The following is a 26152-nucleotide window of genomic DNA, read 5'->3' on the forward strand; positions in this document are numbered from 1 at the left end:
CAACAACGCTGACAAGTTGGGCAACCGGACTTCGCCCTGGAGTATTGTTATGGCGCCATTGAGAGTGGCTTGTGTGATCCCGACCTACAACGGACGCAAGGATCTGGAGCGTCTGCTGGATTCACTGGCTAAGCAGACTGCGAACTTCGATACGCTGATTGTGGACTCCAGTTCTTCGGATGGCACGCTGGAACTGGCGCAAGCCCGTTGTGCCAATGTTATGCGCATCGACAGCAAGGACTTCAACCATGGCGGCACCCGGCAGATGATGATCGATCTGCATCCCGACTATGACGTCTATGTCTATCTGACCCAGGACGCTTACGTTGAGGACATCAATGCCATTGCCAATATTCTGCTGCCTTTCGCCGACCCGAAGGTAGGTGCAGTGTGCGGGCGGCAACTGCCTCACAAGGATGCCAACCTGCTGGCCCAGCATGCGCGGTTGTTCAATTATCCGCCGACGTCGCAGATCAAGACGCTGGACGATGCCGGTACGCTGGGCATCAAGACCCCCTTCATGTCCAACTCGTTCGCGGCCTATCGGGGGGACGCGTTGCGGGCAATTGGTGGCTTTCCCCGGCATGTGATTCTTTCCGAAGACATGTACGTCACTGCCAAAATGCTGATCGATGGCTGGAAGGCGGCCTACGAAGGTTCGGCTGTATGCCGTCATTCGCACAACTACAGCCTGCGCGAAGAATTTTGCCGTTACTTCGATATCGGTGTGTTCCAGTCCCGTGAGGCGTGGATCTATGAAACCTTTGGCGGTATCGGCGGGGAGGGGATGCGTTACGTCAAGTCCGAGTTGAAATTCCTCGGGCCTCGGCGAATTCTCTGGTGGCCCATGTCGTTCGTGCGTAATGCGCTGAAGCTGCTGGCCTACAAGTTGAGCAAACAGGAAAAGCGCCTGCCCCGGTCCTTGAAGAAAAAACTCGGGATGTACAAGCGTTATTGGGACAGTCCTTACGCCTGATGTGCGCCGGACGCTGGGCGCCCGGCGCGAGCAGGTCAGCTTTTCGCAGCCTCTTCGTCGAGACGGTCGGCCTCGAACAGTTGCGCGAGATCCGCTCTGGCCTCACGGGCGGTCTGCAGGACCTTGGCGTCGTCGTCATACACCTCGTGCTGAGCGGCCAGTACCTGTTCATCGTGCCGTTTGAAGCGACTGATGCGCGCGTCCGCCTGGGTTTCGCTGAGACCCAGACCCATGAGGGTCTGACGGCTCATTTCCAGGCTTGAATAGAACGTCTCTCGAACGGCATGAGCGCCGATGTCCATGAGTCGATGAACGTGCTGGCGGTTACGCGCACGGGCGATGATTTTCATGTGGGGATACAGCTTGCGGATCAGCTCGGCGGTTTTGATGTTGGTGTCCGGGTCATCCGTTGCGATGACAAAGTATTCCGCTTCATCAACTTTGGCTGCACGGAGTATTTCCGGGCGTAGCGGATCACCATAGAACACCGGGACATTGCCGAAGCTGCGCGAGAATTCGATCGATTCCACTGCAGTATCCAGAGCGATGAAGGGGATCTTCTGCGCCCGCAGGATCCGCGCAACGATCTGCCCCATACGGCCCATCCCTGCGATGACCACTCGCGGTTTGTCGGTCTGGATGTCGCGGTACTCATCCGGTACATCGACAGGCTTGACCCTGGGTTTTATCCAGCGCGCCAGAGCAATGAACAGCAGTGGCGTGATTGCCATCGACAGCGTGATGGTCAGCACCAGCATGTCGTAAAGCCCCGCTTCGAACAGCCCCTGCGCGCTGCCGATCTTGAACACCACAAAGGCAAATTCGCCACCTGCGGCCAGCACCAGACCTAACTGCAGCGCGCTGCGGTTATTGAGGCCGCCAGCGGTGCGACCGATCAGGAACAGCATCGGCAGTTTGAGTCCGATCAACAGCAGCGTCAGGCCCAGCACTGCCAGAGGCGAGCTGAGTAACAGTCCGACATTGGCACCCATGCCGACACTGATGAAGAACAGACCCAGCAGCAACCCTTTGAACGGTTCTATCTGTGCTTCCAGCTCATGACGGTATTCGGAATCAGCCAGCAACAGGCCTGCAAGAAAAGCGCCCAGCGCCATGGAAACGCCTACCTGTTCCATCAGCCATGCCGTACCAATCACCACCAGCAAGGCAGTGGCGGTCGAGACTTCCTGGATCTTGGTCTTGGCAACGATACGAAACACCGGACGCAGCAAATAGCGTCCGCCGATCACCACGATGGCAATGCTGCCCAGCACGCGCAGACCGTGGTTGATACTTTCGCCGGTGTCCATCGCGTGATCGGCTCCGGCCAGGAACGGCACCATGGCAATCAGCGGGATCGCCGCAATGTCCTGAAACAGCAGGATGGCGAAGGCCATTCTGCCGTGTGGGCTGTTCAACTGCTTGCGCTCCGCAAGGCTCTGCAGGCCAAAGGCGGTGGACGACAGCGCCAGGCCGAGACCCAGAATAACCGCCGTGTTCAGCGACTGGCCGAAGGCAAACAGCGCAACCCCGCCAATGACCAGGCCCGTCAGCAACACCTGCGCCATGCCTACGCCGAACACCGATTTGCGCATGACCCACAAGCGCTTGGGCGAAAGCTCCAGGCCAATGATGAACAGCAGCAATACCACGCCCAGTTCGGAAATGTGACTGACGCTCTCCGTGTCGCCTATCAACCCAAGCACCGAGGGGCCGATGATCACACCCGCGAACAGATAACCGATCACCGCGCCCAGCTTCAGACGCTTGGCCAGCGGTACCGTCAACACGGCGGCAAGCAGAAATACTACTGCGGCCTGCAGCAGGCTGCCTTCATGGGGCATGTAAAACTCCTTGGTAATAATTGAACACACTGTTTAAGCAGGGCGTTATTAAAGCACGGGAGTTTTACACGGCAACGTTCATCGCGGCATGACAATAATCAACGCGGTTGATGGAGCGCGCGAAGGACGGATGCGCAGGAGGGTAGCAGGGCAGGCTGACGATGCCATTCGTCGCGCATCGGCGTAAACTATGCGCGCAAACAGGCAGCGCAAACTGCCCGCTCATGAGCATTCAGGAAACCGTTATGACCAACAAGCAGCGTTTGATTTACTCGATTCTGATCGCCCTCGGCGTTCTGGCGATCATGCTGGGCTTGTCGCACCTGCAAAACAGTGGTGCCATCACTGAAAAGACCTTTCAGTACATCGCCATCAGCGTGGCCGTTCTGGTCGTGATCCTCAACGGGATCATGCGTCGCAAGGTCAAGCGATAAGCGTTGAAGATGGCAGGGGGTGAAGAAGCCGATTTCATTGGGCGCGATCTTTGCCCGCTTCACCAAGCCATTCCTGTGCGCGAGGATGCAGGCTGTAGGTTTTATCGTCATTAAGGTGAATCACACCTTCATCACACAGACGCTTCAGCACCTCGCGCACGCTCAGAAACGAGAGGGGCACATCAAGCCTGAGCAACTGGCTGTGCACGCCTCGTACTCCCAATGGCTGGCCTTCCTCGCTTGAGACCAGAAGCGCATCAAGCACCTTGAGTCTGACCAGGCTGGTGCGCAGACCAAAGCTTTTCAGGAGCAGCCGGATGTGCTCGTTTCCAGGCCTTTCTGTCTCCAGGGCCGGTGACTCTGCCTGCGCAGCCAGTGCTGTTTGCCGCAGCAGTGTGCGAGTCGTGACTCCTTGGCGATTGAACATCCGCAAACTCCTTTTCAGGCTTTTTTAAACACTCTCAATTACTAAGACGAACGAGCGCCGTAAAACCTCAGCTATCAATAGAAAAAAAATACAAAGTCCAGCGCGCGCAGGATCACCGCAACGTTGTGCGTGTTCAGGTTAGATGAAAATGAGCCGGTCGCGAGGGTGATTGATCCGGCTACCGGTGGATGCAAAATCGCATTGCGTCAGCCGGGTGCGCCAGAGCGCTCAGCCTTTCGGGGCGTCGGATATCCGGCGGTTGAGCACCGGGTTGCCGTTCTGGTTCTGCGTCACATAGACCGGCAGCACTCGGGGCAGAGAAGCCAGCAGGTTTACCAGGTCACGCGTGTTGAAACTGCCACCCAGGCGCATGGTGCCGGTTGCGTTGTCTGCCAGAAGAATAGGCGTCTTCAGGTAACGATTGATTAGCGGCAGCGCCTGACTGAGCGGCAGATCGTTGAAGATCAGCTTGCCGTTGCGCCACGCAAGGCTCGTGTCTTTTGCCTCGGTATGACTGATCAAGGGCGCGTCGTCACCCGACTTGTAGCTGGCCTGCATGCCAGGATCAAGCGTGTGACTTGAAGAGGGATGTGCCCGATCACTGTTGACCTGAACCGAGCCTTCGACCAGCGTCACGCGTACCTGATCCTGATACATCCACACATTGAAGCGTGTGCCCGTGACCTTGATGCTGCCCTCGCCGGCGTCGACCAGGAAAGGGTGCGTGCTGTCGTGGCTGACCTCGAAAAAAGCTTCGCCCTTTTTCAGCGTGACGTTGCGTCGATCCCTGTAGTTGGCGTAGGTCAGCTCGGTACCCAGATTCAGCTCGGCGCGACTGCCATCTGCCAATACGACCAGACGTGTGGCGGTATCGGCGTTGTAGGTCTCGTAGGTGTCCGGCAGCCACCCCTGATTCCAGCCGACATATCCGGCCACCGGTATCGCCAGGGCAATGACGGCTGCGGCGGTTGCGAGCGGTGCCCAGCGACGCGTGCGGCGCGTACCTGACGGGGTGTTCAGTGCAGCCCGAGGCGGCAGTTCAGGCAGCGGATTGAGCGGTTCGATCTGCCCGGTGATGTCCCACACTTCGCGCATCGCCTCATATTCCACTGCATGCAGCGGATGTGTGTTCAGCCATTGCTCGAACGCTTTTCGTTCTGCGGCCGTGCAGTCCTCGGCATGCAGACGCATGCACCAATGCGCAGCGGCATCGGTGATCGCGTCGTGTTCTGCCTTGCTGAAAAGAGGGTCGCTCATGGGCGCTCCGGCCTATACCGTTTTTGCATTCTACCCTTTGATTTCAGGCAGAGAGAACATTTGCAGGCCATTACCCATCAACGTGCCGCGTATTTCCTTGTGAATGCAAGCTGCTCTCATTGAAATTGCCTGCGACAATCAAGTAAGTGTAATGCTCCGGGAGTGTCTTTGCAGGATCTGTGGCGCTACTCTCGAAGCCTGCCATTTTTCCGATGCCTTGCCATGCACAGGAGCCTCAGATGCGCGCCACCCCCATCAATCAGCCGACCCGGACTATTTCCTGCCAGGAAATGACAGATTTGTTGCGGCAAATCTTCCTGGCACATGGCACCTCTCCGGAGGTGGCCGACGTCCTTGCCGAGAACTGCGCAAACGCTCAGCGTGACGGCTCGCACAGTCATGGCATCTTCCGCATACCCGGTTATGTCTCATCGCTCTCCAGCGGCTGGGTAGGCGGCAAGGCAGTGCCGCTGGTCGAGGATGTCGGCGCTGCGTTTGTCCGGGTCGACGCCGCCAACGGTTTTGCCCAGCCAGCGCTGGCGGCGGCCCGATCATTGCTGATAGACAAGGCGCGCAGTGCCGGGATCGCGATTCTGGCGATACGCAACTCTCACCATTTCGCCGCGTTATGGCCGGATGTCGAACCGTTCGCCAGGCAGGGACTGGTTGCACTCAGTATGGTCAACAGCATGACCTGCGTTGTGCCTCATGGTGCGCGTCAGCCCTTGTTCGGCACTAACCCGATTGCCTTCGCCGCACCGCGAGGAGAGGGTGAACCTTTGGTATTCGACCTGGCAACCAGCGCCATTGCCCATGGTGATGTACAGATCGCAGCGCGCGAAGGGCGATTGTTGCCGGCAGGGACGGGGGTCGATCGCGACGGTCAGCCGACTGAAGATCCTCGCGCCATTCTCGATGGCGGGGCTCTGGTGCCCTTCGGCGGTCATAAGGGCTCGGCTTTATCGATGATGGTCGAGCTGCTGGCTGCGGCGTTGACGGGTGGTCATTTTTCGTTCGAGTTCGACTGGTCGAAGCACCCGGGTGCGCAGACGCCCTGGACCGGCCAATTGTTGATCGTCATCGATCCGGATAAAGGCAGCGGTCAGCAGTTCGCACAGCGTAGCGAGGAGCTGGTACGGCAGCTCCGCGGGGCAGGGCAGGAGCGCTTGCCGGGGGATCGCCGTTACCTCGAGCGCGCACGGTCGATGGCGCACGGTATAGAGATCACCCAGGCTGACCTGGAGCGCTTGCAGGGTCTTGCGGGCCATTGAGCCATTTACAAATTCGCTGACCATTCGTCGCCGTCAGTCTTGTATCGGTGCCCGGTTCTAAATACTGTATGCATGAACAGTAAAGAGCCAATGAGGTCTGTCATGTCCCTTGAATCAATGCAAAAGTCAGTGCAGAGCCCGATTGCCCAGCAGCATCATACTCTCTCCACGGTCAATGAAATGCAACGTGAGGATTTTCTCAGACTGGCGGCGGGTCTGCGTCAGTTCAATGCCTACGAGCCGGAGGTATCGATATCCATCGTGGCAGCCCGCGCGGGTGGCGAATACCGGCAGGCCGGCGCGATGGAATAGTGGGGGTCGATATCGGGCAGGGCACGTCTCGGGTTGCTTATGAGTATACGTAACGTATATGCTTCATATATTCAATGTGAGGTGAACCATGGGCCTGGTAAAAATTTCCGAAAACATGCACGCCAACCTGCGTTCTGCCAGTGTTGCACTCAGTCGCTCCATCAATGCGCAGGCTGAGCACTGGATGCGGATCGGTATGCTCGCCGAGTTGCACCCGGCACTGGATTACAGCGAGATCTGCCAGATGCTGATCCGTGTCGAAAATGCCGGTGAAACTGTGCTCACCGCGTCGAATTTCAACGTCTCGGAGCTATCTGTCTCAAGCGTTTCCAAGGCGGCCTCATGAGTAGCGCAATCGGTATCAAGACCGAACAGGATCTCGTGCAGTTGCGCATAGCTGGCCGGCTCGCTGCCGACGTACTTGCGATGATCACGCCTTACGTCAAGGCGGGCGTCAGCACCGAAGCGCTCGACGATATATGCAACGAATACATCGTCAAAGAGCTGAAAGTGATTCCTGCCAATGTGGGGTATCACGGTTTTACCAAGACCACCTGCATCTCTCCCAATGCGGTCGTCTGTCATGGCATACCCTCTGCCACCGATATTCTGAAAGAGGGTGATATCGTCAATATCGATGTCGCGGTCATCAAGGATGGCTGGTACGGCGACACCAGCCGTATGTATTTGGTCGGAGAAGTCAGCCCTCTGGCCCGGCGACTTGTCGAGACCACCTATGAGGCAACCCGCGCCGGCATCCACGCCGTGCGCCCGGGTGCGACGCTGGGTGATATCGGTTATGCCATTCAGAGCGTCGCTCATCGTGAAGGCTTCAGTGTGGTGCGTGAATATTGCGGACACGGTATCGGCCGCAAATACCATGAAGAGCCTCAGGTTCTGCACTACGGCACGCAGGGCAAAGGTCTCAGGCTGAAGCCGGGCATGGTGTTCACCATCGAGCCGATGATCAATGCGGGAAGGGCCGGTACTCGTACCTTGCCGGACGGCTGGACTGTCCTGACCAGCGACCTTTCATTGTCTGCACAATGGGAGCATATGGTCGCAGTCACCTCGACAGGTTTCGAGCTGTTGACGCCCTGGCCTGATGGGACGGGTGATTATCCCGCCATCTAGCTATAGATGATCTGGTGATGTGTGTGCATGAAAAATGGCCTCTTCGGAAAGTCATTTTTCATGAAATGCGATGGTTCAGTCCTGGAGCGAAGACCTTTTCCAGTGCACTTTCGTCACGCCAAAGCGTTCGGCTTTCAATGTCGCCATCGCTATCGGGCCAGCAGACACATTGCCACTCACCGTCCCGACACCCGCATGCAGCGTCGCACAGTGCAGTGCGTCGCTTTGGCAGAGTTGCCGGGTCTTGTGCAGGAAGCATCGAAGTTCGCCATTGAACTGATAGTGAATTTCAAATTCCGTTTGGTGATTCATCTTTCCTGCCCGCGTGCATGACGTTATGCCATGAAGAATGTGATTATTCTTACTGTTGCATGCACCGGGATATCACCCGATCACGCCAGTGTTTTCAGAGCGTAGAACGAAAATAGCGTCGGTTCGAGGCTAGGTTAACAGTTGTCCGATGAGTGGTTTTCACTTCATTCGAACGCGTGAATGGATGATCGGACGATCATCCAAACGAAGTTATTTCTGTCCTGAAATAAGCCTCACTTACACGACATGAGGTCAACAGGGCCTACGAAATCGTTACCGCGGCCCATGACGCAGGCGACTTGCTGATTACGCTGGCGCTCCCATGTCTGGGGAGGATAGGTTTTGTCCCAGGCCTGATAAAGCTGTTGATCCTGGCGCGAGAGACGCAAGTTATATTGCTTGCTCATGTAGAAGTAGGTGCGTGCGATCATGCCGCGTATCGACGGGCGAGGCATGACCTTTTTGGCTTTGAAGTCTACCTGCGTCAGGCACGAACCATATTGGCCCTTTTGCTCGGGTATCCAGCCAAAACTGAAGTTGCTGCGGTCGCCATTGACCTCTCCGATGCTGGGCACCAGATTGTGCAGGTCGGCCTCGGCGCGTTTATAAACGGCGTCCGTCTTTGTGCAGTTTTTGCGTCCACCGTGCTGCCAGCATTGGCGCAGGTGGCCGATCTGCCAGGCCGGAACGATATGTTCCCATTCGATGCGGCTGGCGCGCTTGGCACTCTTGCGCGGGACATAGCCGCAGCCAGCGAGGTCGACCCGGTTGCCGGTGTATTTGCAGCCGCAGTAAAATTCGGTCGACTGTGGCGCATACAAACCCCATGCGACTCTCTTGGCTTCGCTGAAGGTACGCGGGGCGTCGGCCTGGGCGGTGAATGAAGCGGTGATGAGCAGGGTAGTGCAAAGCAGTGCAGAAAATCGAAACGTCATGCCGTCAGTCTTCCTTCGGCAACGTCCAGAATATTTGCACGCCACCATCGTCGCGCCAGGCGAGGGTGACATTATCGTTCTCGGCTATTTCTTCAAGGAGCTGTGCCCAGTCGTCCTCTGACTCGTCCGGTTGACGAAAAAGCAGGGCGGCTCTGGACTTCTGTGCGGTAGGCGAGTTGATGATCTTCTGTACCCGCATGCCCATGCGCTCGTAAGGGCCGGGAATGGAAGCAGTCGCTGCGGTTTGTTTGGCCACGGAAAGGGTTCCTGATTTTAGCTGTACGGGCATACAGTATTTCAGTGTCGGATCTTTCGCAATATCTATGTAAGATAAAACGCTTCAAGTGGCACATTATTTTCTTGAAAACCAACCTTCCCGGAGTCGCATATGAACATCAAGCCACTGGCATTCCCGTTACTGGTCGCAGCCGCGGTACTGTTGTCAGGCTGCTCTACCCCCTCGGTCGTTACTCTGCAGAATGGTACGCAGTACGTTACCAAAGACATGCCCAGGACCAAGACGCGTGATGGTTTCTACGAGTTCGAGGATATCTCAGGCAAGACGGTCCGGATCAAGGCTGACGAAGTGGCCACCGTCAGGCCGGAGGAGTGAAATCCGACTGACCGCGTAGTGCCTGTTCCCTGCACGCAGGGAACAGGCACTACGCGTAGATTTTCATTTTCGACGGATTGACAAAGCCTGCAGCTTTTTCCATAGTTCGCTCCTCGCAAACGTTTGCGCGTCGATGCTTTGTATCGACCCTGCGTCGTTCGCCCGAACAATAATCACAAGATCGGAGATGAACTCATGAAGCTGCCATTTGCTGGACGCCTTCTCGCTGTCGCCATGTTTGCTGCCGTTACGGCAGTCATGCCCCTCTCTGCTGCCTACGCCCAGACGCCTGAAAAACCCAAGGTCGCACTGGTCATGAAGTCGCTGGCCAACGAGTTTTTCCTGACCATGGAAGACGGTGCCAAGACTTATCAAAAAGAGCATGCCAACGAATTTGACCTGATCTCCAACGGGATCAAGGACGAGTCCGACACTTCCGCCCAGATTCGTATCGTCGAGCAGATGATCGTCTCCAGAGTCGACGCTCTGGTGATCGCGCCAGCGGATTCCAAGGCTCTGGTGCCGGTGCTCAAGAAAGCTGCAGACGCAGGTATCAAGGTCGTCAACATCGACAACCAGCTCGATCCTGATGTGCTTAAAAGCAAAAACCTGCTGATCCCGTTTGTGGGGCCGGACAATCGCAAGGGGGCCGAGCTGGTAGGAGACTATCTGGCCAAACAGCTAAAGGCCGGTGACGAAGTCGGCATCATCGAAGGCGTGCCGACCACTACCAACGCTCAGCAACGTACCGCCGGTTTCAAGGACGCCATGGACAAGGCGCAGATGAAGGTTGTGTCCGTGCAGTCCGGCAATTGGGAAATCGACAAGGGCAACGCCGTCGCTTCGGCGATGCTCAATGAATACCCGAACCTGAAAGCCTTGCTGGCCGGTAACGACAGCATGGCGCTGGGAGCGGTTTCCGCAGTGCGTGCAGCAGGCAAGGCTGGCAAGGTCATGGTGGTGGGTTACGACAACATCAACGCGATCAAGCCGATGCTCAAGGACGGCCGCGTTCTCGCCACAGCCGATCAGTATGCGGCCAGGCAAGCGGTGTTCGGCATTGAAGCCGCGCTCAAGGAAGTCAAAGGCGAGAAGGTCGACACCAACGACAAGGGCGTGATCGAAACACCGGTAGAGCTCGTTACCAAACCTTGAACCACGCCGTGTAAAGGTGCCCGTCCGCAGAGGGCGGGCACTGGGAGAAATGTATGTCAGCGTCTGCTCAGACAGCTGTTCTTTCGGTCAGTGGCATCGGTAAAACCTACGCTCAACCCGTGCTTGGCGACGTCGATCTGACGTTGATGCGCGGCGAAGTGCTGGCCCTGACCGGGGAAAACGGTGCCGGTAAAAGCACCTTGTCGAAAATAATTGGCGGGCTGGTGACGCCTACTACCGGGCGCATGGAGTTTCAGGGTCGGCCATATGAGCCTGCGAGTCGTACCCAGGCCGAGAAACTCGGTATCCGCATGGTCATGCAGGAGCTGAACCTGTTACCGACCCTGACCGTTGCCGAAAACCTGTTTCTTGACGACCTGCCGCGGCGCGCTGGCTGGATCGACCGTAAACGCCTGCGTGAAAACGCAATCAAGGCCATGGCTCAAGTAGGTCTGGACGCCATCGATCCTGACACGCTGGTCGGTGAGTTGGGGATCGGTCATCAGCAGATGGTCGAGATCGCTCGCAATCTGGTCGGCGACTGCCATGTGCTGATCCTCGACGAGCCGACAGCCATGCTCACCTCCCGCGAGGTGGAAATGCTCTTTGAGCAGATCATTCGATTGCAGGCCCGTGGCGTTTCGATCATCTACATATCCCATCGGCTTGAAGAGCTTGCCAGAGTCTCTCAGCGCATCGCTGTGCTGCGCGATGGCAAACTGGTGTGCGTCGAGCCGATTGCTCGTTACAACAGCGAGCAACTGGTGACCTTGATGGTCGGCCGTGAACTTGGCGAGCACATGGACATGGGGGCCCGGCAGATTGGTGACGTGGCGCTTTCAGTCAAGGGGCTCAGTCGTGCCAGCAAGGTTCAGGATGTTTCGTTTGATGTGCGACGTGGCGAAATTTTCGGTATTTCCGGGCTGATCGGTGCCGGGCGCACCGAGTTGCTGCGCCTGATCTACGGCGCAGACGTTGCCGACAGTGGTGCTATTGAAGTGGGGCGGCCGCTGCAACCTGTCAGCATCCGCTCGCCGGCGGACGCTGTGGAGCATGGCATTGCTCTGATCACGGAGGACCGCAAGGGCGAGGGCCTGCTGATGTCGCAATCAATCAGCGCCAACATCGCGCTGGGCAACATGCATTCGATCTCCAAAGCAGGCGTGGTCAATACCGACGACGAACACAAGCTGGCGCAGCGGCAGGTCGCTGCCATGCGTATTCGCAGTTCCAGTCCCGGCCAATTGGTCTCCGAGCTGTCAGGCGGCAACCAGCAGAAGGTTGTGATCGGTCGCTGGCTGGAGCGTGATTGCCCGGTGATGCTGTTCGACGAACCAACGCGAGGCATCGACGTCGGTGCCAAATTCGATATCTACACGCTGCTGGCCGAATTGACCCGTCAGGGCAGGGCCCTGGTGGTGGTGTCCAGTGATCTTCGCGAACTGATGTTGATCTGCGACCGGATCGGCGTGCTGTCTGCCGGTCGGCTGATCGATACGTTCGAGCGTGACAGCTGGACCCAGGACCAATTGCTTGCCGCTGCCTTCGCCGGTTATCAGAAACGTGATGCGCTGCTCAATGACGCCGCGCCCAGGAACGACTCATGAAAAATACTCCTTCTCCGACGCTGACAGTGCCGGTCCGTCGCGGCGGCAATTACTTCGGTCTTGGTACTTACTTCGGGCTGGCGGGTGCGTTGCTGGTGATGATCGTGCTGTTTTCATTGCTCAGCGACCATTTCCTGTCCTATCAGACATTCAGCATGCTGGCCAACCAGATCCCGGACCTGATGGTCTTGTCGGTCGGTATGACGCTGATTCTCATCATTGGCGGTATCGATCTGTCAGTCGGGTCTGTGCTGGCGCTGGCTGCTTCGGCAGTGAGTGTGGCAATTCTGGGATGGGGCTGGAGCGTGTTTCCGGCTGCGTTGCTGGGCATCGCCTGTGCGACGCTGGCGGGCACCATTACCGGCTCAATCACCGTGGCTTGGCGCATTCCTTCGTTCATCGTGTCGCTAGGTGTGCTGGAAATGGCTCGTGGCGCGGCCTACCAGATGACCAATTCGCGCACGGCTTACATCGGTGATTCATTCGCATGGCTGTCCGACCCGATCGCGTTCGGCATTGCGCCGTCCTTTATCATTGCGTTGCTGGTCATATTCGTCGCCCAGGCAGTGCTGACCCGCACCGTTTTCGGTCGCTACCTGATCGGCATCGGCACCAATGAAGAGGCCGTGCGTCTGGCAGGTATCAATCCCAAACCCTACAAGATTCTGGTGTTTTCACTGATGGGGCTGCTGGCCGGCGTGGCGGCGCTGTTTCAGATTTCCCGACTGGAGGCTGCCGACCCGAATGCCGGTGCCGGGTTGGAGCTGCAAGTCATTGCCGCAGTCGTCATCGGTGGCACCAGCCTGATGGGCGGGCGCGGTTCGATCATCAGCACCTTTTTCGGGGTGTTGATCATCTCGGTGCTCGCGGCAGGCCTGGCGCAGATCGGCGCGACCGAGCCGACCAAGCGCATCATCACCGGTGCCGTTATCGTCATTGCTGTGATACTGGACACCTATCGCAGCCATCGGGCACGGCGCCAGGGCTGATATGGCGACCATCAAGGATGTCGCCGCGCTGGCGGGGATCTCATACACCACGGTCTCCCACGTGCTGAACAAGACCCGGCCGGTGAGCGAGCCGGTCAGGCTCAAGGTCGAAGCCGCCATTGCTCAGCTGGATTATGTGCCCAGCGCAGTGGCGCGATCGCTGAAAGCCAAGACTACGTCGACCATCGGCCTGTTGATTCCCAATGGCATGAACCCGTATTTCGCCGAGCTGGCGAGGGGCATCGAGGACTACTGCGAGCGCAACGGTTTTTGCGTGATCCTCTGCAACTCCGACGATAACCCGGACAAACAGCGCAGCTACCTGCGTGTCTTGCTTGAAAAGCGCGTCGACGGGCTGATTGTTTCGTCTGTGGCAGGTGATGCCAGCGTTGCCTGTGGCCTGACCGAGGTGCGTACGCCGCTGGTAATCGTTGACCGCGAGTTGCAGGGCCTTGAAGCTGATATGGTACGCATCGATCATGAGCAAGGCGCCTGGCTGGCAACCCGACATTTGCTCGACCTAGGGCATCGTCACATCGCCTGCATTGGCGGGCCACGCGAGAGCATGGTTGCCGAAATGCGCCTGGCCGGTTACCGGCGCGCCATGCAGCAGGCTTCGGTAGAGGTCGCTGCCGGTTGTGCGGTGCACAGCGAATTTACCAGTTCAGCCGGCCACGAGGCTGCGGGGCTGCTGCTTGCCGGGCGTGCACCGACAGCGATTTTTGCCGGGAACGATGTCATTGCCATTGGTGTGCTGCGCGCTGCAGCCGAGCGCTCGATTCGCGTACCACAGGATCTCTCGGTGATCGGTTTTGATGATATCCAGATAAGCCGCTATGTCTATCCGGCCCTTACCACTGTGGGGCAATCGATCATGCAACTGGGCGAAACCGCCGCTGAAATGCTGTTAGGCAGAATCGCCGCACCTCATGCACTTCCTGTCGAAAAAAGACTCGTGACGCCCTGCGTCGTGGTGCGCGAGTCCACGGCAGCGCCGAACGCTTTGTCCAACGAATGACGCGCACGCACAGCAACGGATTAATGAGCCATGCAAGCAAAAGTAGTGATAGTGGGCAGTCTGAACATGGACCTGGTCATCCGCGCCCAGCGTCTGCCGCGCCCGGGAGAAACACTGAGCGGGGAAACATTCGACACCGTGCCTGGCGGTAAAGGGGCCAATCAGGCGGTTGCCGCAGCACGTCTGGGCGCCCGCGTGGCAATGATCGGCTGTGTGGGCGCCGATTCCTACGGGGAGCAATTGCGCGCAGCGCTGCTGGCCGAGGGTATCGACTGCCAGGCCGTGACGGTCGTAGAGGGAGTGCCTACCGGGATTGCCTCGATTGTGGTCGACGCCAGCAGCCAGAATGCCATTGTTATTGTTGCGGGCGGCAATGGCTGCCTCAGCCCGACGCTGATCGAGCGCTTTGATGCGCTGCTGGCGGATTCAGACATCGTCATCTGTCAGCTTGAAGTGCCGACCGACACAGTCTTTCACACCCTGGCCCGTGCTCGTGCGCTGGGCAAGACCGTCATCCTCAATCCTGCTCCGGCCAGTGAACCCTTGCCGGCAAACTGGTATGGCCTGATCGATTACCTGATCCCCAATGAAAGCGAAGCGCAGACCCTGACCGGCGTGACCGTCGACTCCTCGGTTGCGGCTGAAAAGGCGGCAGCCGCGATGCTGGCGGCCGGGGCGCGCAACGTGATCATTACCCTTGGCGAGCGCGGAACCCTGTTCGCCAGTGCTGCTGGCGTGGAGCACATTCCTGCGCGTCGTGTACAAGCCGTGGACACCACCGCCGCAGGTGATACCTTTGTCGGCGGTTTTGCCGCAGCGCTGGCTGGCGGTCAAAGTGAGTTGCAGGCAATTCGTTTCGGCCAGGCTGCCGCTGCCATCTCCGTCACCCGGGCAGGTGCGCAGCCGTCCATCCCAGCATTCGAGGAAGTACAGGAATTCAATTCGCTATGAAAAAGACGCCGTTACTCAATATTGCCTTGTCCCGCGTGATTGCTTCGCTGGGCCACGGCGACATCCTGATGATCGTCGACGCGGGAATGCCAGTGCCGGCAGGCGTCGAACTGATCGACTTGGCACTCACCCGTGGCGTGCCGGATTTCATCAGTGTGCTGGATGTCGTGCTGAGTGAAATGCATGTTCAAAGTCATGTGCTGGCCAGCGAAATGGCCGAGATCAAGCCGCCTGCATTGCAGGTTATCGAAAGTCTGAACCTCGATGATCAATTGGGTCAGCAGCGCTGGATAAGCCATGAAGACCTGAAAGTCCTGAGCCGTAAGGCCAAGGCAATCATCCGTACCGGAGAATGTCAGCCGTACAGTAATGTGGCGCTGGTGTCCGGAGTTGTGTTCTAGCTATTCAAGAAAGGGAGTTTCATATGACGTTGATGCAGTTTTCCAGGCAGTTCATTCGTGGAGCCTTGCTCTTGTCCATACTGAGTACCGCGGCCGTTCAGGCGGCAGAAAAGCGTGATCTGATCATCGATACCGACCCGGGCGCGGACGACGTCGTTGCGCTGTTGCTTGCGCTGGCGTCACCCGAAGAACTGAACGTGATGGCCATCACGACTGTGGCCGGCAATGTCCGTCTGGACAAGACATCGCGTAACGCCAGGCTGGCACGCGAATGGGCCGGGCGCGAGGAAGTGCCGGTATATGCGGGAGCGCCCAAGCCTTTGGTGCGTACGCCAATCTACGCCGAGAATGTTCACGGTCAGGAAGGACTGCCGGGCGTGCCCGTGCATGAGCCGGCCAAGGGGCTGGCCGAAGGCAACGCTGTCGATTACCTGATTCGTACCTTGAGCAAGGCCAAGCCGCACAGCATCACTATCGCCATGCTGGGTCCGCAGACCAATCTTGCGCTGGCTTTGGTGCAGGCACCGGAAATCACTCAGGGCATCAAGGAAGTCGTGGTCATGGGCGGTGCTCATTTCAACGGCGGCAACATCACGCCGGTTGCCGAGTTCAATCTGTTCGCCGACCCGCATGCCGCGCAGATCGTCCTGGCCAGCGGTGTAAAACTCACGTACATACCGTTGGACGTGACCCATAAGATACTGACCAGCGAACAGCGTCTCAAACAGATCGCTGCATTGGGCAATAACGCTGGCAAACTGGTCGACGGAATTCTCAACGAATACGTCAAGCTAGATATGGAGCATTACGGTCTGCCCGGCGGGCCGGTGCACGATGCCAGTGTCATGGCCTGGTTACTTAAACCCGAGTTGTTTTCCGGGCGGCAGATCAACGTTGCGGTCGATACCCGTGAGGGCATTGGTTTCGGTCAGACGGTGGCTGACTGGTACGGCACGCTCAAGCAGCCACAAAACGTATTCTGGGTCGAGAATGGCGATGCTCAGGGTTTCTTCGATCTGCTGACCGAGCGTCTGGCGCGACTGAAGTAGCCCGTCATGCCTGCACGACAGGGCATTTCAGACTGTTAGCCCTGCCGCAGCATAACGACTCAGCACCTGACTGATGAAGGATCGGGCACCCTCGGTGCCCAGTTCCTTGATCAGCAGGTCGACTGCGATGATCATCAGCTCTTCCGGGTTTCCGGGGCTGTGCGAGCAGTGGCCCTGAGGCCACCTGGCCTTGATGTCCGCGTCCAGGGTTATGGCTGTCATGTCTGTCTGATCTCCAGTGAAGGGTCACGCACCACGCTGTTCGCTTCCCGGCGCTTGCGTCTCTGGCAGTAAACCATTCCGCGCGCATTTTGACACTTCTACTTACATCTCATCTTGATAGCCCATTCGATGACTGCCATCGGTAAACGTTTTGTGACGATTTCGTCGCACGCCTTGTGTGAAGCCGAGGCAGACTCTCGGCCCAGGCAGATCAACAGGTTACAGCTACCATCTATGCCCGGACGTGCAACCAACGCGCCTGAATGCGGTCGGACAGGTCTGGAAATGTTTATTGGCAGAGGAGGGTGTATGCCCCGGAAATTCGCAACATTGGGTTTTGTGGTCGTGGCGTCGTTGATGGCCGGATGCAGTAGCACAGCCTCTGATTCGAGCGCTGAAGTGTCCGTAAAGGCGGACGCGCCGGCCAGCAATGCCATACCGGGCCGCTGTGATGCAGGACTTGCCCAGTTCGCAATCGGCAAGCCAGCCTCAATAGACCTTCTTTCTCAAGTGCGCGCCCGTTCCGGCTCTCAGGATGCACGCATTCTCGGCCCTGACGACATGGTTACGCTGGAATATCGATCCGAGCGGGTAAATGTCAACACCGACGCTTCGGGAAAGGTTACGCGTATCAATTGCGGCTGAATCGTTACGTTTCGTCTGCGCATAAAAAACCCCGTCAGTGACGGGGTTTTTTTGTTTCAGGTGAATCAGTCAACCCGAACTTGCTCTGCTTGCATGCCTTTCTGGCCTTTAGCAGCAACAAAAGAAACGGTCTGACCTTCTTTCAGGCTTTTGAAACCGTCGCTTTCGATCGCTTTGAAGTGTACGAACAGGTCGTCACCGCCACCTTGTGGAGTGATAAAGCCGAAGCCTTTTTCATCGTTGAACCATTTTACGGTGCCGGTTTGGCGATTAGACATGGTGTATCTCCAGAAACATAATTTTCAATAACGTGCTGCTCAGGCCAACTGGGCACACCGGGCTATCATAGTCGAAATGCGCAAAAAAACAGCTACTAAGGTGGGCGTATTGAGTAAAGGTCCCGTATATGCAGCGCGTCATACTCTGGAAACGGCTGTCTGGTGCCTTGGACACAGCGCTGGCTGGTCGCTGGCGTTCGCTCCGAAACCCATGATTTCAATGGCTTTCAGGCCAGTCGGGGTCGAGCCTTGCAGGTGTCTGACGGGCTCGTTTTACCCCGACTGAAAAAAATGATTATTTTGTTCCGGTGCAGTTTTCTCTGACCAGTTTCTCTACTTTCGCCGTCAGGGCGGCAGGAGGGGTAGTGTTGGTATCACTGAGCGACGCTATCTCTTTGTCGGTGAAATGAGCCTCTACCTGTTTTGCACCGCATTCACAATGAGCTGCGACTGCCGCTTTGTCATTCACGCCCTGTTGTGTAGCCGCAGCAACGCATTCCTTGGTAAAGGTGTTGCGTGTGGCGCTGTCCATCGCGGCGTGAGCGCCCAGAGGGATCAAAGCGGCGCCGCAGACGAGGAGGCTGGTCAGATTTGAAAGCTTCATGGTGTTCTCCTTATTGCTGGAAAAACGAACGGGGGTCTCGATGGGTTCTGACGCTCATCACGCGTGCCAGTTCAGGTGGCGTGCTATTTCTGATTCATTTCCCCTGATGTGCATCCTGACCGGCTTGGCTGTGGTAGGATGCGCGTCCTGTTATTTTCAAGCGCCCCTTGGTCAATGGCTTTAAGGTGCCGCGCGGGCAGGTTTTTCGTACATTCCAGTCATCTGGTCCGGTTCAAGGTTGGCCCCAAGGCTCCTGCCACTGTGAGGCAGGCATACCACTGGATCACGTACTGGCTCATCCCAACCCACGTGACCTTTGGTAGGGGTCACCACTAGGAGAGGAGGCGCCATGCCAACTATTACTCTTCCCGACGGCAGTCAACGTTCATTCGATCATGCGGTTTCCGTAGCCGATGTCGCGCTTTCAATCGGTGCCGGACTGGCCAAGGCCACCGTGGCCGGCAAGGTCGACGGCAAGCTTGTCGACGCCTGTGACCTGATCGAAAACGATGCCAGCCTGCAGATCATCACCCCCAAGGATCAGGAAGGACTGGAAATCATCCGTCACTCCTGCGCTCACCTGGTCGGGCATGCGGTCAAGCAGTTGTATCCGACTGCAAAAATGGTTATCGGCCCGGTGATCGACGACGGCTTCTATTACGATATTGCGTACGAGCGCCCGTTCACGCCTGACGATATGGCGGCGATCGAGCAGCGCATGCAGCAGTTGATCGAAAAAGATTACGACGTCATCAAGAAAGTCACCCCGCGTGCCGAAGTGATCGAGGTATTCACCGCCCGTCACGAAGATTACAAGCTGCGTCTGGTCGAAGACATGCCGAACGAGCAGGCCATGGGGCTGTATTACCATGAAGAATACGTTGACATGTGCCGCGGTCCGCACGTGCCGAACACCCGCTTCCTGAAGTCATTCAAGCTGACCAAGCTGTCGGGTGCTTACTGGCGCGGCGATGCCAAGAACGAGCAGCTGCAGCGTGTTTACGGGACTGCCTGGGCTGACAAGAAGCAGCTGGCTGCCTACATTCAGCGCATCGAAGAAGCCGAAAAGCGTGATCACCGCAAGATTGGCAAGCGCCTCGGTCTGTTCCATACCCAGGAAGAAGCGCCGGGTATGGTGTTCTGGCATCCGCAGGGCTGGACCCTGTATCAGGTGCTTGAGCAATATATGCGCAAAGTGCAGCGTGAGAACGGCTACCTCGAGATCAAGACCCCGCAAGTGGTCGATCGCTCGCTCTGGGAAAAATCCGGGCACTGGGCCAACTACGCCGACAACATGTTCACCACCGAGTCCGAAAGCCGCGACTACGCGATCAAGCCGATGAACTGCCCTTGCCACGTGCAGGTGTTCAATCAGGGCCTGAAGAGCTACCGCGAGCTGCCGATGCGTCTGGCCGAGTTCGGTGCCTGTCACCGTAACGAGCCGTCGGGTGCCTTGCACGGCATTATGCGTGTACGTGGCTTCACCCAGGACGATGCGCACATCTTCTGTACCGAAGACCAGATGCAGGCCGAGTCCGCCGCATTCATCAAGCTGACGCTGGATGTCTACGCCGATTTCGGTTTCAAGGACATTGAACTCAAATTGTCCACTCGCCCTGAAAAGCGTGTAGGCTCCGACGAGCTTTGGGATCGTGCCGAGTCGGCGCTGGCTTCCGCGCTCGATAGCGCAGGTCTGCCCTACGACCTGCAGCCGGGCGAGGGCGCGTTCTACGGTCCGAAAATCGAGTTCTCCCTCAAGGATTGTCTCGGTCGGGTATGGCAGTGCGGCACCTTGCAGCTCGACTTCAACTTGCCGATCCGCTTGAGCGCCGAATACGTTTCGGAAGACAACAGTCGCAAGAATCCGGTCATGCTGCATCGTGCGATCCTGGGTTCCTTCGAGCGTTTCATCGGAATCCTGATCGAGCATTACGAGGGCGCGTTCCCGGCTTGGCTGGCACCTACCCAGGCAGTGATCATGAATATCACTGACAAGCAGGCCGATTTTGCCCTTGAAGTGGAAAAAACTCTGGCTGAAAGCGGGTTTCGTGCCAAGTCCGACTTGAGAAATGAAAAGATCGGCTTTAAAATCCGCGAGCATACTTTGCTCAAGGTTCCTTATCTCCTCGTGATTGGAGATCGGGAGGTTGAAATGCAAACTGTCGCTGTGCGTACACGTGAAGGCGCTGACCTTGGCTCGATGCCGGTCGCCCAATTCGCTGAATTCCTCGCACAAGCGGTTTCCCGGCGTGGTCGCCAAGATACGGAGTAATTATTATTAAGCGTGAAATGAGACAAGATAAACGAGCTGCACCCAAGGCCCCGATCAATGAAAATATCTCGGCCCGCGAGGTTCGTTTAATTGGCGCTGACGGCGAGCAGATTGGCATCGTCTCGATTGATGAAGCGCTTCGTATTGCCGAAGAGGCTAAGCTGGATCTGGTAGAGATTTCTGCCGACGCAGTCCCTCCGGTCTGCCGTGTGATGGATTACGGCAAATCGATCTTCGAGAAGAAGAAGCAGGTGGCTGCAGCGAAGAAGAACCAGAAGCAGATCCAGGTTAAAGAAATCAAGTTTCGTCCAGGGACGGAGGAAGGGGATTACCAGGTAAAACTACGCAACCTGGTACGTTTCCTGAGTGACGGGGACAGGGCCAAGGTATCTTTGAGATTCCGCGGTCGTGAGATGGCCCACCAGGAGCTGGGTATGGAGCTGTTGAAGCGGGTTGAAGGTGACCTGCTCGAATACGGTTCCGTCGAACAGCATCCTAAGATGGAAGGACGCCAGCTGATCATGGTCATCGCCCCGAAAAAGAAGAAATAACCACCAGGGCACGGCAGGCCTTGCGGTTATATTTATCAACTGAATGCGGAGTATCCGAACATGCCAAAGATGAAGACTAAAAGTGGTGCAGCTAAGCGGTTTTTGAAAACCGCCAACGGCATCAAGCATAAACACGCTTTCAAGAGCCACATCCTGACCAAAATGTCGACAAAGCGTAAGCGTCAACTGCGCGGTAGCAGCTTGCTGCATCCGTCTGACGTGGCAAAAGTCGAGCGCATGCTGCGCCTTCGTTAATTTTGATCAAGATATAGAGGAAGTAACTCATGGCTCGTGTAAAGCGTGGCGTCATTGCCCGTAAGCGTCACAAAAAAATTCTGAAACTTGCAAAAGGCTATTACGGCGCGCGTTCACGCGTATTCCGTGTTGCCAAGCAAGCGGTAATCAAGGCAGGCCAATACGCCTACCGTGACCGTCGTCAGAAAAAACGTCAGTTCCGCGCTCTGTGGATCGCTCGTATCAACGCTGGTGCTCGTGTTAACGGTCTGTCCTACAGCCGTTTCATTGCCGGCCTGAAAAAAGCGTCCATCGAGATCGACCGTAAGGTTCTGGCTGATCTGGCAGTGAACGAAAAAGCGGCGTTTGCTGCGATTGTCGAGAAAGCTAAAGCCACCTTGGCCTAAGTCCCCGACAATCACTTGCCCCGGTTCGCCGGGGTCGGTGTTAAACGTCATAAATAGGGGAAGAGCCTTCAGCTCTTCCCCTATTTTGTATCTGGAGTCTGTACATGGAAAACCTGGACGCGCTGGTCTCTCAAGCTCTTGAGGCTGTGCAAAGCGCCGAAGATATCAATGCCCTGGAGCAAATCCGGGTTCACTACCTTGGCAAGAAAGGCGAGTTGACTCAGGTGATGAAGACCCTGGGGAACCTGCCGGCTGAAGAGCGTCCGCAGGTCGGCGCGCTGATCAACGTGGCCAAGGAGCGTGTCACAGAGGTTCTCAATGCACGCAAGGCATCGTTCGAGCAGGCAGAGCTGACTGCCAGACTCGCCGCCGAGTGCATCGATGTGACCCTGCCGGGGCGCGGTCAGACCTCAGGTGGTCTGCACCCGATTACCCGTACTCTGGAACGCATCGAACAATTTTTCACGCACATTGGCTACGGCATTGCCGAAGGCCCTGAAGTCGAAGACGATTACCATAACTTCGAGGCGCTCAACATCCCAGGCCACCACCCGGCCCGGTCGATGCATGACACCTTCTATTTCAATGCGAACATGCTGCTGCGCACTCATACCTCGCCGGTACAGGTCCGCACCATGGAATCGCAGCAGCCGCCGATCCGCATCGTCTGCCCTGGGCGTGTGTACCGCAGCGACTCCGATATCACCCACTCGCCGATGTTCCACCAGATCGAAGGTCTGCTGGTCGATCGCGACATCAATTTTGCCGATCTGAAAGGCACCATCGAAGAGTTCCTGCGGGTGTTCTTCGAAAAAGAGCTGGCTGTGCGCTTCCGTCCTTCGTATTTCCCGTTCACCGAGCCGTCGGCGGAAGTGGATATGGAATGCGTGATGTGCAGTGGCAAGGGCTGCCGCGTCTGCAAGCAGACTGGCTGGCTTGAAGTCATGGGGTGCGGCATGGTCCACCCGAACGTGCTGCGCATGTCCGGTATCGATCCTGAGCAGTTTCAGGGCTTCGCGTTTGGCATGGGCGTAGAGCGCCTGGCCATGCTGCGTTACGGCGTCAATGATTTGCGCCTGTTCTTCGACAACGATTTGCGGTTCCTCGCGCAATTTCGCTAAGTCGTAACGAACTTTCAGGAGAGCAGGATGAAATTCAGTGAACAATGGCTGCGTGGCTGGGTAAGCCCGCAGGTTTCCCGCGACGAGCTGGTTGCTCGTCTGTCGATGGCCGGTCTTGAGGTTGACAGCGTGACGCTGGCCGCCGGCGTTTTCAGCGGCGTGGTGGTCGGTGAGGTGCTGAGCACCGAACAGCATCCCGATGCCGACAAGCTGCGCGTGTGTCAGGTCAGTAATGGCAGCGAAACTTTTCAGGTCGTCTGCGGCGCGCCAAACGTGCGCCCGGGCCTGAAGATCCCGTTCGCCATGATCGGCGCCGAGCTGCCGGGCGACTTCAAGATCAAGAAGGCCAAGCTGCGCGGCGTCGAGTCCAACGGCATGCTGTGTTCCGCTGCCGAGTTGCAGGCTGGTGAGGGCAATGATGGCTTGATGGAACTGGCTGCCGATGCGCCAGTCGGTCAGGACATCCGCGTCTATCTGAATCTGGATGACGCCAGTATCGAGGTCGACCTGACCCCGAACCGTGGCGATTGCCTGTCGGTGGCTGGTCTGGCACGTGAAGTCGGCGCGCTGTATGCCGCTGAAGTCACCCGTCCGCAAGTAGCTGCTGTCAGCGCGGTACACGATGAAGTGCGTCCGGTTGAAGTTCTGGCTCCGTCAGCCTGCCCGCGTTACCTGGGGCGTGTGATCCGCAACGTTGACCTGTCACGTCCGACTCCGCTGTGGATGGTCGAGCGTCTACGCCGCTCCGACGTGCGCAGTATCGATGCTGCTGTCGACATCACCAACTACGTGATGCTGGAACTGGGGCAGCCTCTGCACGCGTTCGATCTGGCTGAAATCAACGGCGGGATTCGCGTGCGCATGGCCGAAGAGGGCGAGAAGCTCGTTCTACTCGACGGCCAGGAAGTCAGTCTGCGTGCCGACACGCTCGTCATCGCCGATCACCAGCGAGCGCTGGCAATCGCGGGTGTCATGGGTGGCGAGCACAGCGGCGTAACTGCCGGTACTCGCGACATTTTCCTGGAAAGCGCATTTTTCGACACCATTTCGGTGGCTGGCAAGGCGCGTTCCTATGGTTTGCATACCGACGCTTCGCACCGATTCGAGCGAGGTGTCGACTGGCAACTGGCCCGTGAAGCGATGGAGCGGGCGACAGGTCTGCTGCTGGAAATCACTGGCGGTGACGCGGGCCCTGTGATCGAAGTGGTCAGCGAGCAGCATCTGCCTTCTATCGCTCCGGTTACGCTGCGCGCCAGCCGCGTCGAGCAGATGCTCGGCCTGGTTATCGAAAACGCCGAAATCGAGCGTCTGCTCACCGGGCTTGGCCTCGCCGTCACTGCCGAAGCTGACGGGCAATGGCGTGTTGAAGTGCCAAGTCATCGCTTTGACATCAGCCTTGAAGTCGATCTGATCGAAGAGCTGGCGCGTCTTTACGGCTACAACCGCCTACCGGTTCGTTACCCGCAGGCCCGTCTGGCCCCTCAGGCCAAGGCTGAAGCCAAAGGCGATCTGCCTGAGCTGCGTCGTTTGCTGGTTGCCCGCGGCTATCAGGAAGCGATCACTTACAGCTTCATTGATCCGAAATGGTTCGAACTGTTCACGCCGGGCGCCAAACCATTGTTGCTGGCCAATCCTATCTCCAACGACATGGCCGCAATGCGTGCCTCGCTGTGGCCCGGTCTGGTCAAGGCCTTGCAGCACAACCTCAACCGTCAGCAGGATCGCGTGCGTCTGTTCGAGAGCGGTTTGCGCTTCGTCGGTCAGCTCGACGGCTTGAAGCAAGAGCCGATGCTGGCGGGTGTTGTTTGTGGCAGCCGCCTGCCGGAAGGCTGGGCGCAGGGTCGCGACGCGGTCGACTTCTTCGACGTCAAGGCTGATGTCGAAGCGGTTCTGGGTTTTGCCGGTGCGCTGGGTGAGTTCACTTTCACGCCGGGTCAGCATTCTTCCTTGCACCCGGGGCAGACTGCCCGTATCGAACGTGATGGCCGTGAAGTCGGTTTCCTCGGTGCCATCCACCCGGAACTGTCGAAAGCTTTGGGTCTGGACCGTCCGGTGTTTGTTTTCGAGCTGGTGCTGGCAGAAGTGTCGACCGGTCGTCTGCCGAAATTCCACGAGCTGTCGCGCTTCCCGGAAGTACGTCGCGACCTGGCATTGCTGGCTGATCGAACGGTTTCGGCCAGTGCGGTTCTGGACGTTATTCGTGAAAATGCAGGCGAGTGGCTCACAGACCTCAGGTTATTTGATGTTTACCAGGGTAAAGGCATTGATCCACATAGAAAAAGCCTTGCAGTCGGCTTGACCTGGCAGCATCCATCGCGCACTCTTAATGACGATGAGGTAAACGCAACTACACTTGCTATCCTCACCTCGCTTGAGGAGAGGTTAAACGCCACGTTAAGGAAGTAGCGTATGGGGGCTCTGACGAAAGCTGAGATGGCCGAACGTCTGTACGAAGAGCTGGGCCTGAATAAACGGGAAGCCAAGGAACTGGTCGAACTGTTTTTTGAAGAAATCAGGCACGCTCTGGAAGATAACGAGCAGGTGAAGTTGTCAGGTTTCGGCAACTTCGACCTTCGAGACAAGCGCCAGCGGCCTGGGAGAAATCCCAAGACCGGTGAAGAGATTCCGATTACGGCGCGCCGTGTGGTCACCTTTCGTCCAGGGCAGAAGCTGAAGGCCCGAGTTGAGGCATATGCTGGAACCAAGTCATAACGACGAGCTACCGCCGATCCCCGGCAAACGCTACTTCACCATCGGTGAGGTCAGCGAGCTCTGCGCGGTAAAACCGCACGTTCTGCGTTATTGGGAGCAGGAGTTTCCTCAGCTCAACCCCGTCAAGCGACGCGGAAACCGTCGGTATTATCAGCGCCAGGATGTGCTGATGATCCGTCAGATCCGCGGCTTGCTCTACGATCAGGGCTTCACCATTGGTGGTGCCCGTCTTCGTCTTACCAGCGGCGAACCGAAGGATGAAACCCAGCAGTACAAGCAGGTGATTCGGGAGATGATCGCCGAGCTGGAAGACGTACTGGTTATGCTCAAGGCGTAATTGAGCAGTCAGGATACTTCCAAAATTCAAATGCTTAGGGTATATTCCTCAACGTTTTCGCAGGTTGCAAAAACAGATACACGC

32 protein-coding genes are annotated in these 26152 nt (G+C 57.4%); 23 read left to right on the top strand and 9 right to left on the bottom strand.

Annotated elements, in window-relative coordinates; translation table 11 throughout:
• Positions 1 to 49 precede the first annotated feature (49 nt).
• Positions 50 to 976, top strand: a complete 927-nt coding sequence (locus tag MME58_RS10955; protein ID WP_055006731.1) for a glycosyltransferase family 2 protein — start codon at positions 50 to 52, stop codon at positions 974 to 976.
• A 35-nt stretch (positions 977 to 1011) separates the two neighbouring features.
• Here the strand turns inward: MME58_RS10955 and MME58_RS10960 are convergent, their stop codons facing one another.
• Entirely contained in the window at positions 1012 to 2820 is a 1809-nt protein-coding gene (locus tag MME58_RS10960; protein ID WP_055006732.1) for a monovalent cation:proton antiporter-2 (CPA2) family protein, read from the bottom strand.
• A gap of 245 nt (positions 2821 to 3065) precedes the next feature.
• Here MME58_RS10960 and MME58_RS10965 point away from each other — a divergent pair, with 245 nt between their 5' ends.
• Positions 3066 to 3254 (top strand): hypothetical protein, encoded by a 189-nt coding sequence (locus MME58_RS10965; RefSeq protein ID WP_003393013.1) that lies wholly within the window; start codon positions 3066 to 3068, stop codon positions 3252 to 3254.
• A gap of 34 nt (positions 3255 to 3288) precedes the next feature.
• Here the strand turns inward: MME58_RS10965 and MME58_RS10970 are convergent, their stop codons facing one another.
• Complete coding sequence (locus MME58_RS10970; RefSeq protein WP_055006733.1) at positions 3289 to 3681, bottom strand: hypothetical protein; 393 nt, start codon at positions 3679 to 3681, stop codon at positions 3289 to 3291.
• Between the two features lie 228 nt (positions 3682 to 3909).
• Entirely contained in the window at positions 3910 to 4938 is a 1029-nt protein-coding gene (locus MME58_RS10975; protein WP_055006734.1) for a FecR family protein, read from the bottom strand.
• A gap of 239 nt (positions 4939 to 5177) precedes the next feature.
• Here MME58_RS10975 and MME58_RS10980 point away from each other — a divergent pair, with 239 nt between their 5' ends.
• The 4 genes from MME58_RS10980 to map all read left to right on the top strand — a co-directional run bounded on the left by MME58_RS10980 (position 5178) and on the right by map (position 7655).
• A complete protein-coding gene (locus tag MME58_RS10980; RefSeq protein WP_055006735.1) occupies positions 5178 to 6209 on the top strand; it encodes an Ldh family oxidoreductase in 1032 nt (343 codons plus the stop codon).
• A 102-nt stretch (positions 6210 to 6311) separates the two neighbouring features.
• Positions 6312 to 6521 (top strand): hypothetical protein, encoded by a 210-nt coding sequence (locus MME58_RS10985; protein WP_055006736.1) that lies wholly within the window; start codon positions 6312 to 6314, stop codon positions 6519 to 6521.
• A gap of 88 nt (positions 6522 to 6609) precedes the next feature.
• Positions 6610 to 6867, top strand: a complete 258-nt coding sequence (locus tag MME58_RS10990; RefSeq protein WP_054984060.1) for a ParD-like family protein — start codon at positions 6610 to 6612, stop codon at positions 6865 to 6867.
• Positions 6864 to 7655 carry a type I methionyl aminopeptidase gene (map, locus tag MME58_RS10995; protein WP_054984059.1) on the top strand — a complete coding sequence of 264 codons (792 nt, stop codon included), beginning with the start codon at positions 6864 to 6866 and terminating at the stop codon, positions 7653 to 7655. The genes MME58_RS10990 and map overlap by 4 nt, the downstream gene beginning before the upstream one ends.
• Before the next feature lie 75 nt (positions 7656 to 7730).
• On the opposite strand, the gene MME58_RS11000 is transcribed toward map, so the two are convergent.
• The 3 genes from MME58_RS11000 to MME58_RS11010 all read right to left on the bottom strand — a co-directional run bounded on the left by MME58_RS11000 (position 7731) and on the right by MME58_RS11010 (position 9158).
• The gene (locus MME58_RS11000; protein WP_061447412.1) at positions 7731 to 7967 is read right to left on the bottom strand and encodes a DUF6555 family protein; all 237 of its coding nucleotides are present in this window, start codon (positions 7965 to 7967) and stop codon (positions 7731 to 7733) included.
• A gap of 233 nt (positions 7968 to 8200) precedes the next feature.
• Entirely contained in the window at positions 8201 to 8902 is a 702-nt protein-coding gene (locus MME58_RS11005) for an endonuclease (RefSeq protein ID WP_054984057.1), read from the bottom strand.
• 4 nt (positions 8903 to 8906) lie between these two features.
• Positions 8907 to 9158 (bottom strand): DUF1654 domain-containing protein, encoded by a 252-nt coding sequence (locus MME58_RS11010; protein ID WP_082427560.1) that lies wholly within the window; start codon positions 9156 to 9158, stop codon positions 8907 to 8909.
• 132 nt (positions 9159 to 9290) lie between these two features.
• Between MME58_RS11010 and MME58_RS11015 the strand changes: the two genes are divergently transcribed.
• The 8 genes from MME58_RS11015 to MME58_RS11050 all read left to right on the top strand — a co-directional run bounded on the left by MME58_RS11015 (position 9291) and on the right by MME58_RS11050 (position 16685).
• Positions 9291 to 9515, top strand: coding sequence for a YgdI/YgdR family lipoprotein (locus MME58_RS11015; protein ID WP_054984056.1), 225 nt, complete (start codon positions 9291 to 9293; stop codon positions 9513 to 9515).
• 234 nt (positions 9516 to 9749) lie between these two features.
• Entirely contained in the window at positions 9750 to 10670 is a 921-nt protein-coding gene (locus MME58_RS11020) for a sugar ABC transporter substrate-binding protein (RefSeq protein WP_371904942.1), read from the top strand.
• Positions 10671 to 10723: 53 nt separating this feature from the next.
• Positions 10724 to 12277 carry a sugar ABC transporter ATP-binding protein gene (locus MME58_RS11025; protein WP_241409129.1) on the top strand — a complete coding sequence of 518 codons (1554 nt, stop codon included), beginning with the start codon at positions 10724 to 10726 and terminating at the stop codon, positions 12275 to 12277.
• Entirely contained in the window at positions 12274 to 13266 is a 993-nt protein-coding gene (locus MME58_RS11030; protein WP_054985122.1) for an ABC transporter permease, read from the top strand. Before MME58_RS11025 ends, MME58_RS11030 begins: the two co-directional genes overlap by 4 nt.
• Before the next feature lies 1 nt (position 13267).
• Complete coding sequence (locus tag MME58_RS11035; RefSeq protein ID WP_054985121.1) at positions 13268 to 14284, top strand: LacI family DNA-binding transcriptional regulator; 1017 nt, start codon at positions 13268 to 13270, stop codon at positions 14282 to 14284.
• Between the two features lie 30 nt (positions 14285 to 14314).
• The gene (gene rbsK, locus MME58_RS11040) at positions 14315 to 15235 is read left to right on the top strand and encodes a ribokinase (RefSeq protein ID WP_054985120.1); all 921 of its coding nucleotides are present in this window, start codon (positions 14315 to 14317) and stop codon (positions 15233 to 15235) included.
• Positions 15232 to 15636 (top strand): D-ribose pyranase, encoded by a 405-nt coding sequence (rbsD, locus tag MME58_RS11045; RefSeq protein ID WP_055006737.1) that lies wholly within the window; start codon positions 15232 to 15234, stop codon positions 15634 to 15636. Before rbsK ends, rbsD begins: the two co-directional genes overlap by 4 nt.
• Positions 15637 to 15659: 23 nt before the next feature.
• Entirely contained in the window at positions 15660 to 16685 is a 1026-nt protein-coding gene (locus MME58_RS11050; RefSeq protein WP_054985118.1) for a nucleoside hydrolase, read from the top strand.
• A 27-nt stretch (positions 16686 to 16712) separates the two neighbouring features.
• Here MME58_RS11050 and MME58_RS11055 read toward each other — a convergent pair whose 3' ends face one another.
• Positions 16713 to 16907 carry a hypothetical protein gene (locus tag MME58_RS11055; protein ID WP_054985117.1) on the bottom strand — a complete coding sequence of 65 codons (195 nt, stop codon included), beginning with the start codon at positions 16905 to 16907 and terminating at the stop codon, positions 16713 to 16715.
• 309 nt (positions 16908 to 17216) lie between these two features.
• Between MME58_RS11055 and MME58_RS11060 the strand changes: the two genes are divergently transcribed.
• Complete coding sequence (locus MME58_RS11060; RefSeq protein ID WP_054985116.1) at positions 17217 to 17552, top strand: I78 family peptidase inhibitor; 336 nt, start codon at positions 17217 to 17219, stop codon at positions 17550 to 17552.
• A 65-nt stretch (positions 17553 to 17617) separates the two neighbouring features.
• On the opposite strand, the gene MME58_RS11065 is transcribed toward MME58_RS11060, so the two are convergent.
• Together MME58_RS11065 and MME58_RS11070 are read right to left on the bottom strand one after the other, a co-directional pair.
• On the bottom strand, positions 17618 to 17830 hold the full coding sequence (locus MME58_RS11065; protein ID WP_002553156.1) for a cold-shock protein: 213 nt from the start codon (positions 17828 to 17830) through the stop codon (positions 17618 to 17620).
• A gap of 295 nt (positions 17831 to 18125) precedes the next feature.
• Positions 18126 to 18434, bottom strand: coding sequence for a hypothetical protein (locus tag MME58_RS11070; RefSeq protein WP_054985115.1), 309 nt, complete (start codon positions 18432 to 18434; stop codon positions 18126 to 18128).
• A 349-nt stretch (positions 18435 to 18783) separates the two neighbouring features.
• On the opposite strand from MME58_RS11070, the gene thrS reads away from it, so the two are divergent.
• The 8 genes from thrS to MME58_RS11110 all read left to right on the top strand — a co-directional run bounded on the left by thrS (position 18784) and on the right by MME58_RS11110 (position 26068).
• On the top strand, positions 18784 to 20706 hold the full coding sequence (thrS, locus tag MME58_RS11075; RefSeq protein WP_010433481.1) for a threonine--tRNA ligase: 1923 nt from the start codon (positions 18784 to 18786) through the stop codon (positions 20704 to 20706).
• Positions 20706 to 21257 (top strand): translation initiation factor IF-3, encoded by a 552-nt coding sequence (gene infC / locus MME58_RS11080; RefSeq protein WP_170846037.1) that lies wholly within the window; start codon positions 20706 to 20708, stop codon positions 21255 to 21257. Before thrS ends, infC begins: the two co-directional genes overlap by 1 nt.
• Positions 21258 to 21317: 60 nt before the next feature.
• The gene (gene rpmI / locus MME58_RS11085) at positions 21318 to 21512 is read left to right on the top strand and encodes a 50S ribosomal protein L35 (protein ID WP_002553160.1); all 195 of its coding nucleotides are present in this window, start codon (positions 21318 to 21320) and stop codon (positions 21510 to 21512) included.
• Positions 21513 to 21541: 29 nt separating this feature from the next.
• Positions 21542 to 21898 carry a 50S ribosomal protein L20 gene (rplT, locus tag MME58_RS11090; protein ID WP_002553161.1) on the top strand — a complete coding sequence of 119 codons (357 nt, stop codon included), beginning with the start codon at positions 21542 to 21544 and terminating at the stop codon, positions 21896 to 21898.
• Between the two features lie 104 nt (positions 21899 to 22002).
• Positions 22003 to 23019 (top strand): phenylalanine--tRNA ligase subunit alpha, encoded by a 1017-nt coding sequence (gene pheS / locus MME58_RS11095; RefSeq protein WP_054985114.1) that lies wholly within the window; start codon positions 22003 to 22005, stop codon positions 23017 to 23019.
• A gap of 27 nt (positions 23020 to 23046) precedes the next feature.
• On the top strand, positions 23047 to 25425 hold the full coding sequence (gene pheT / locus MME58_RS11100; protein ID WP_055006738.1) for a phenylalanine--tRNA ligase subunit beta: 2379 nt from the start codon (positions 23047 to 23049) through the stop codon (positions 25423 to 25425).
• Between the two features lie 3 nt (positions 25426 to 25428).
• A complete protein-coding gene (gene ihfA / locus MME58_RS11105) occupies positions 25429 to 25731 on the top strand; it encodes an integration host factor subunit alpha (protein WP_002553164.1) in 303 nt (100 codons plus the stop codon).
• Positions 25712 to 26068: a MerR family transcriptional regulator gene (locus MME58_RS11110; protein ID WP_055006739.1), complete on the top strand. Its 357-nt coding sequence runs from the start codon at positions 25712 to 25714 to the stop codon at positions 26066 to 26068. Before ihfA ends, MME58_RS11110 begins: the two co-directional genes overlap by 20 nt.
• Positions 26069 to 26152: the final 84 nt, after the last annotated feature.

It is taken from the genome of Pseudomonas syringae pv. tagetis, assembly GCF_022557255.1.
In the GTDB taxonomy this organism is placed as follows: Bacteria; Pseudomonadota; Gammaproteobacteria; order Pseudomonadales; family Pseudomonadaceae; genus Aquipseudomonas; species Aquipseudomonas caricapapayae.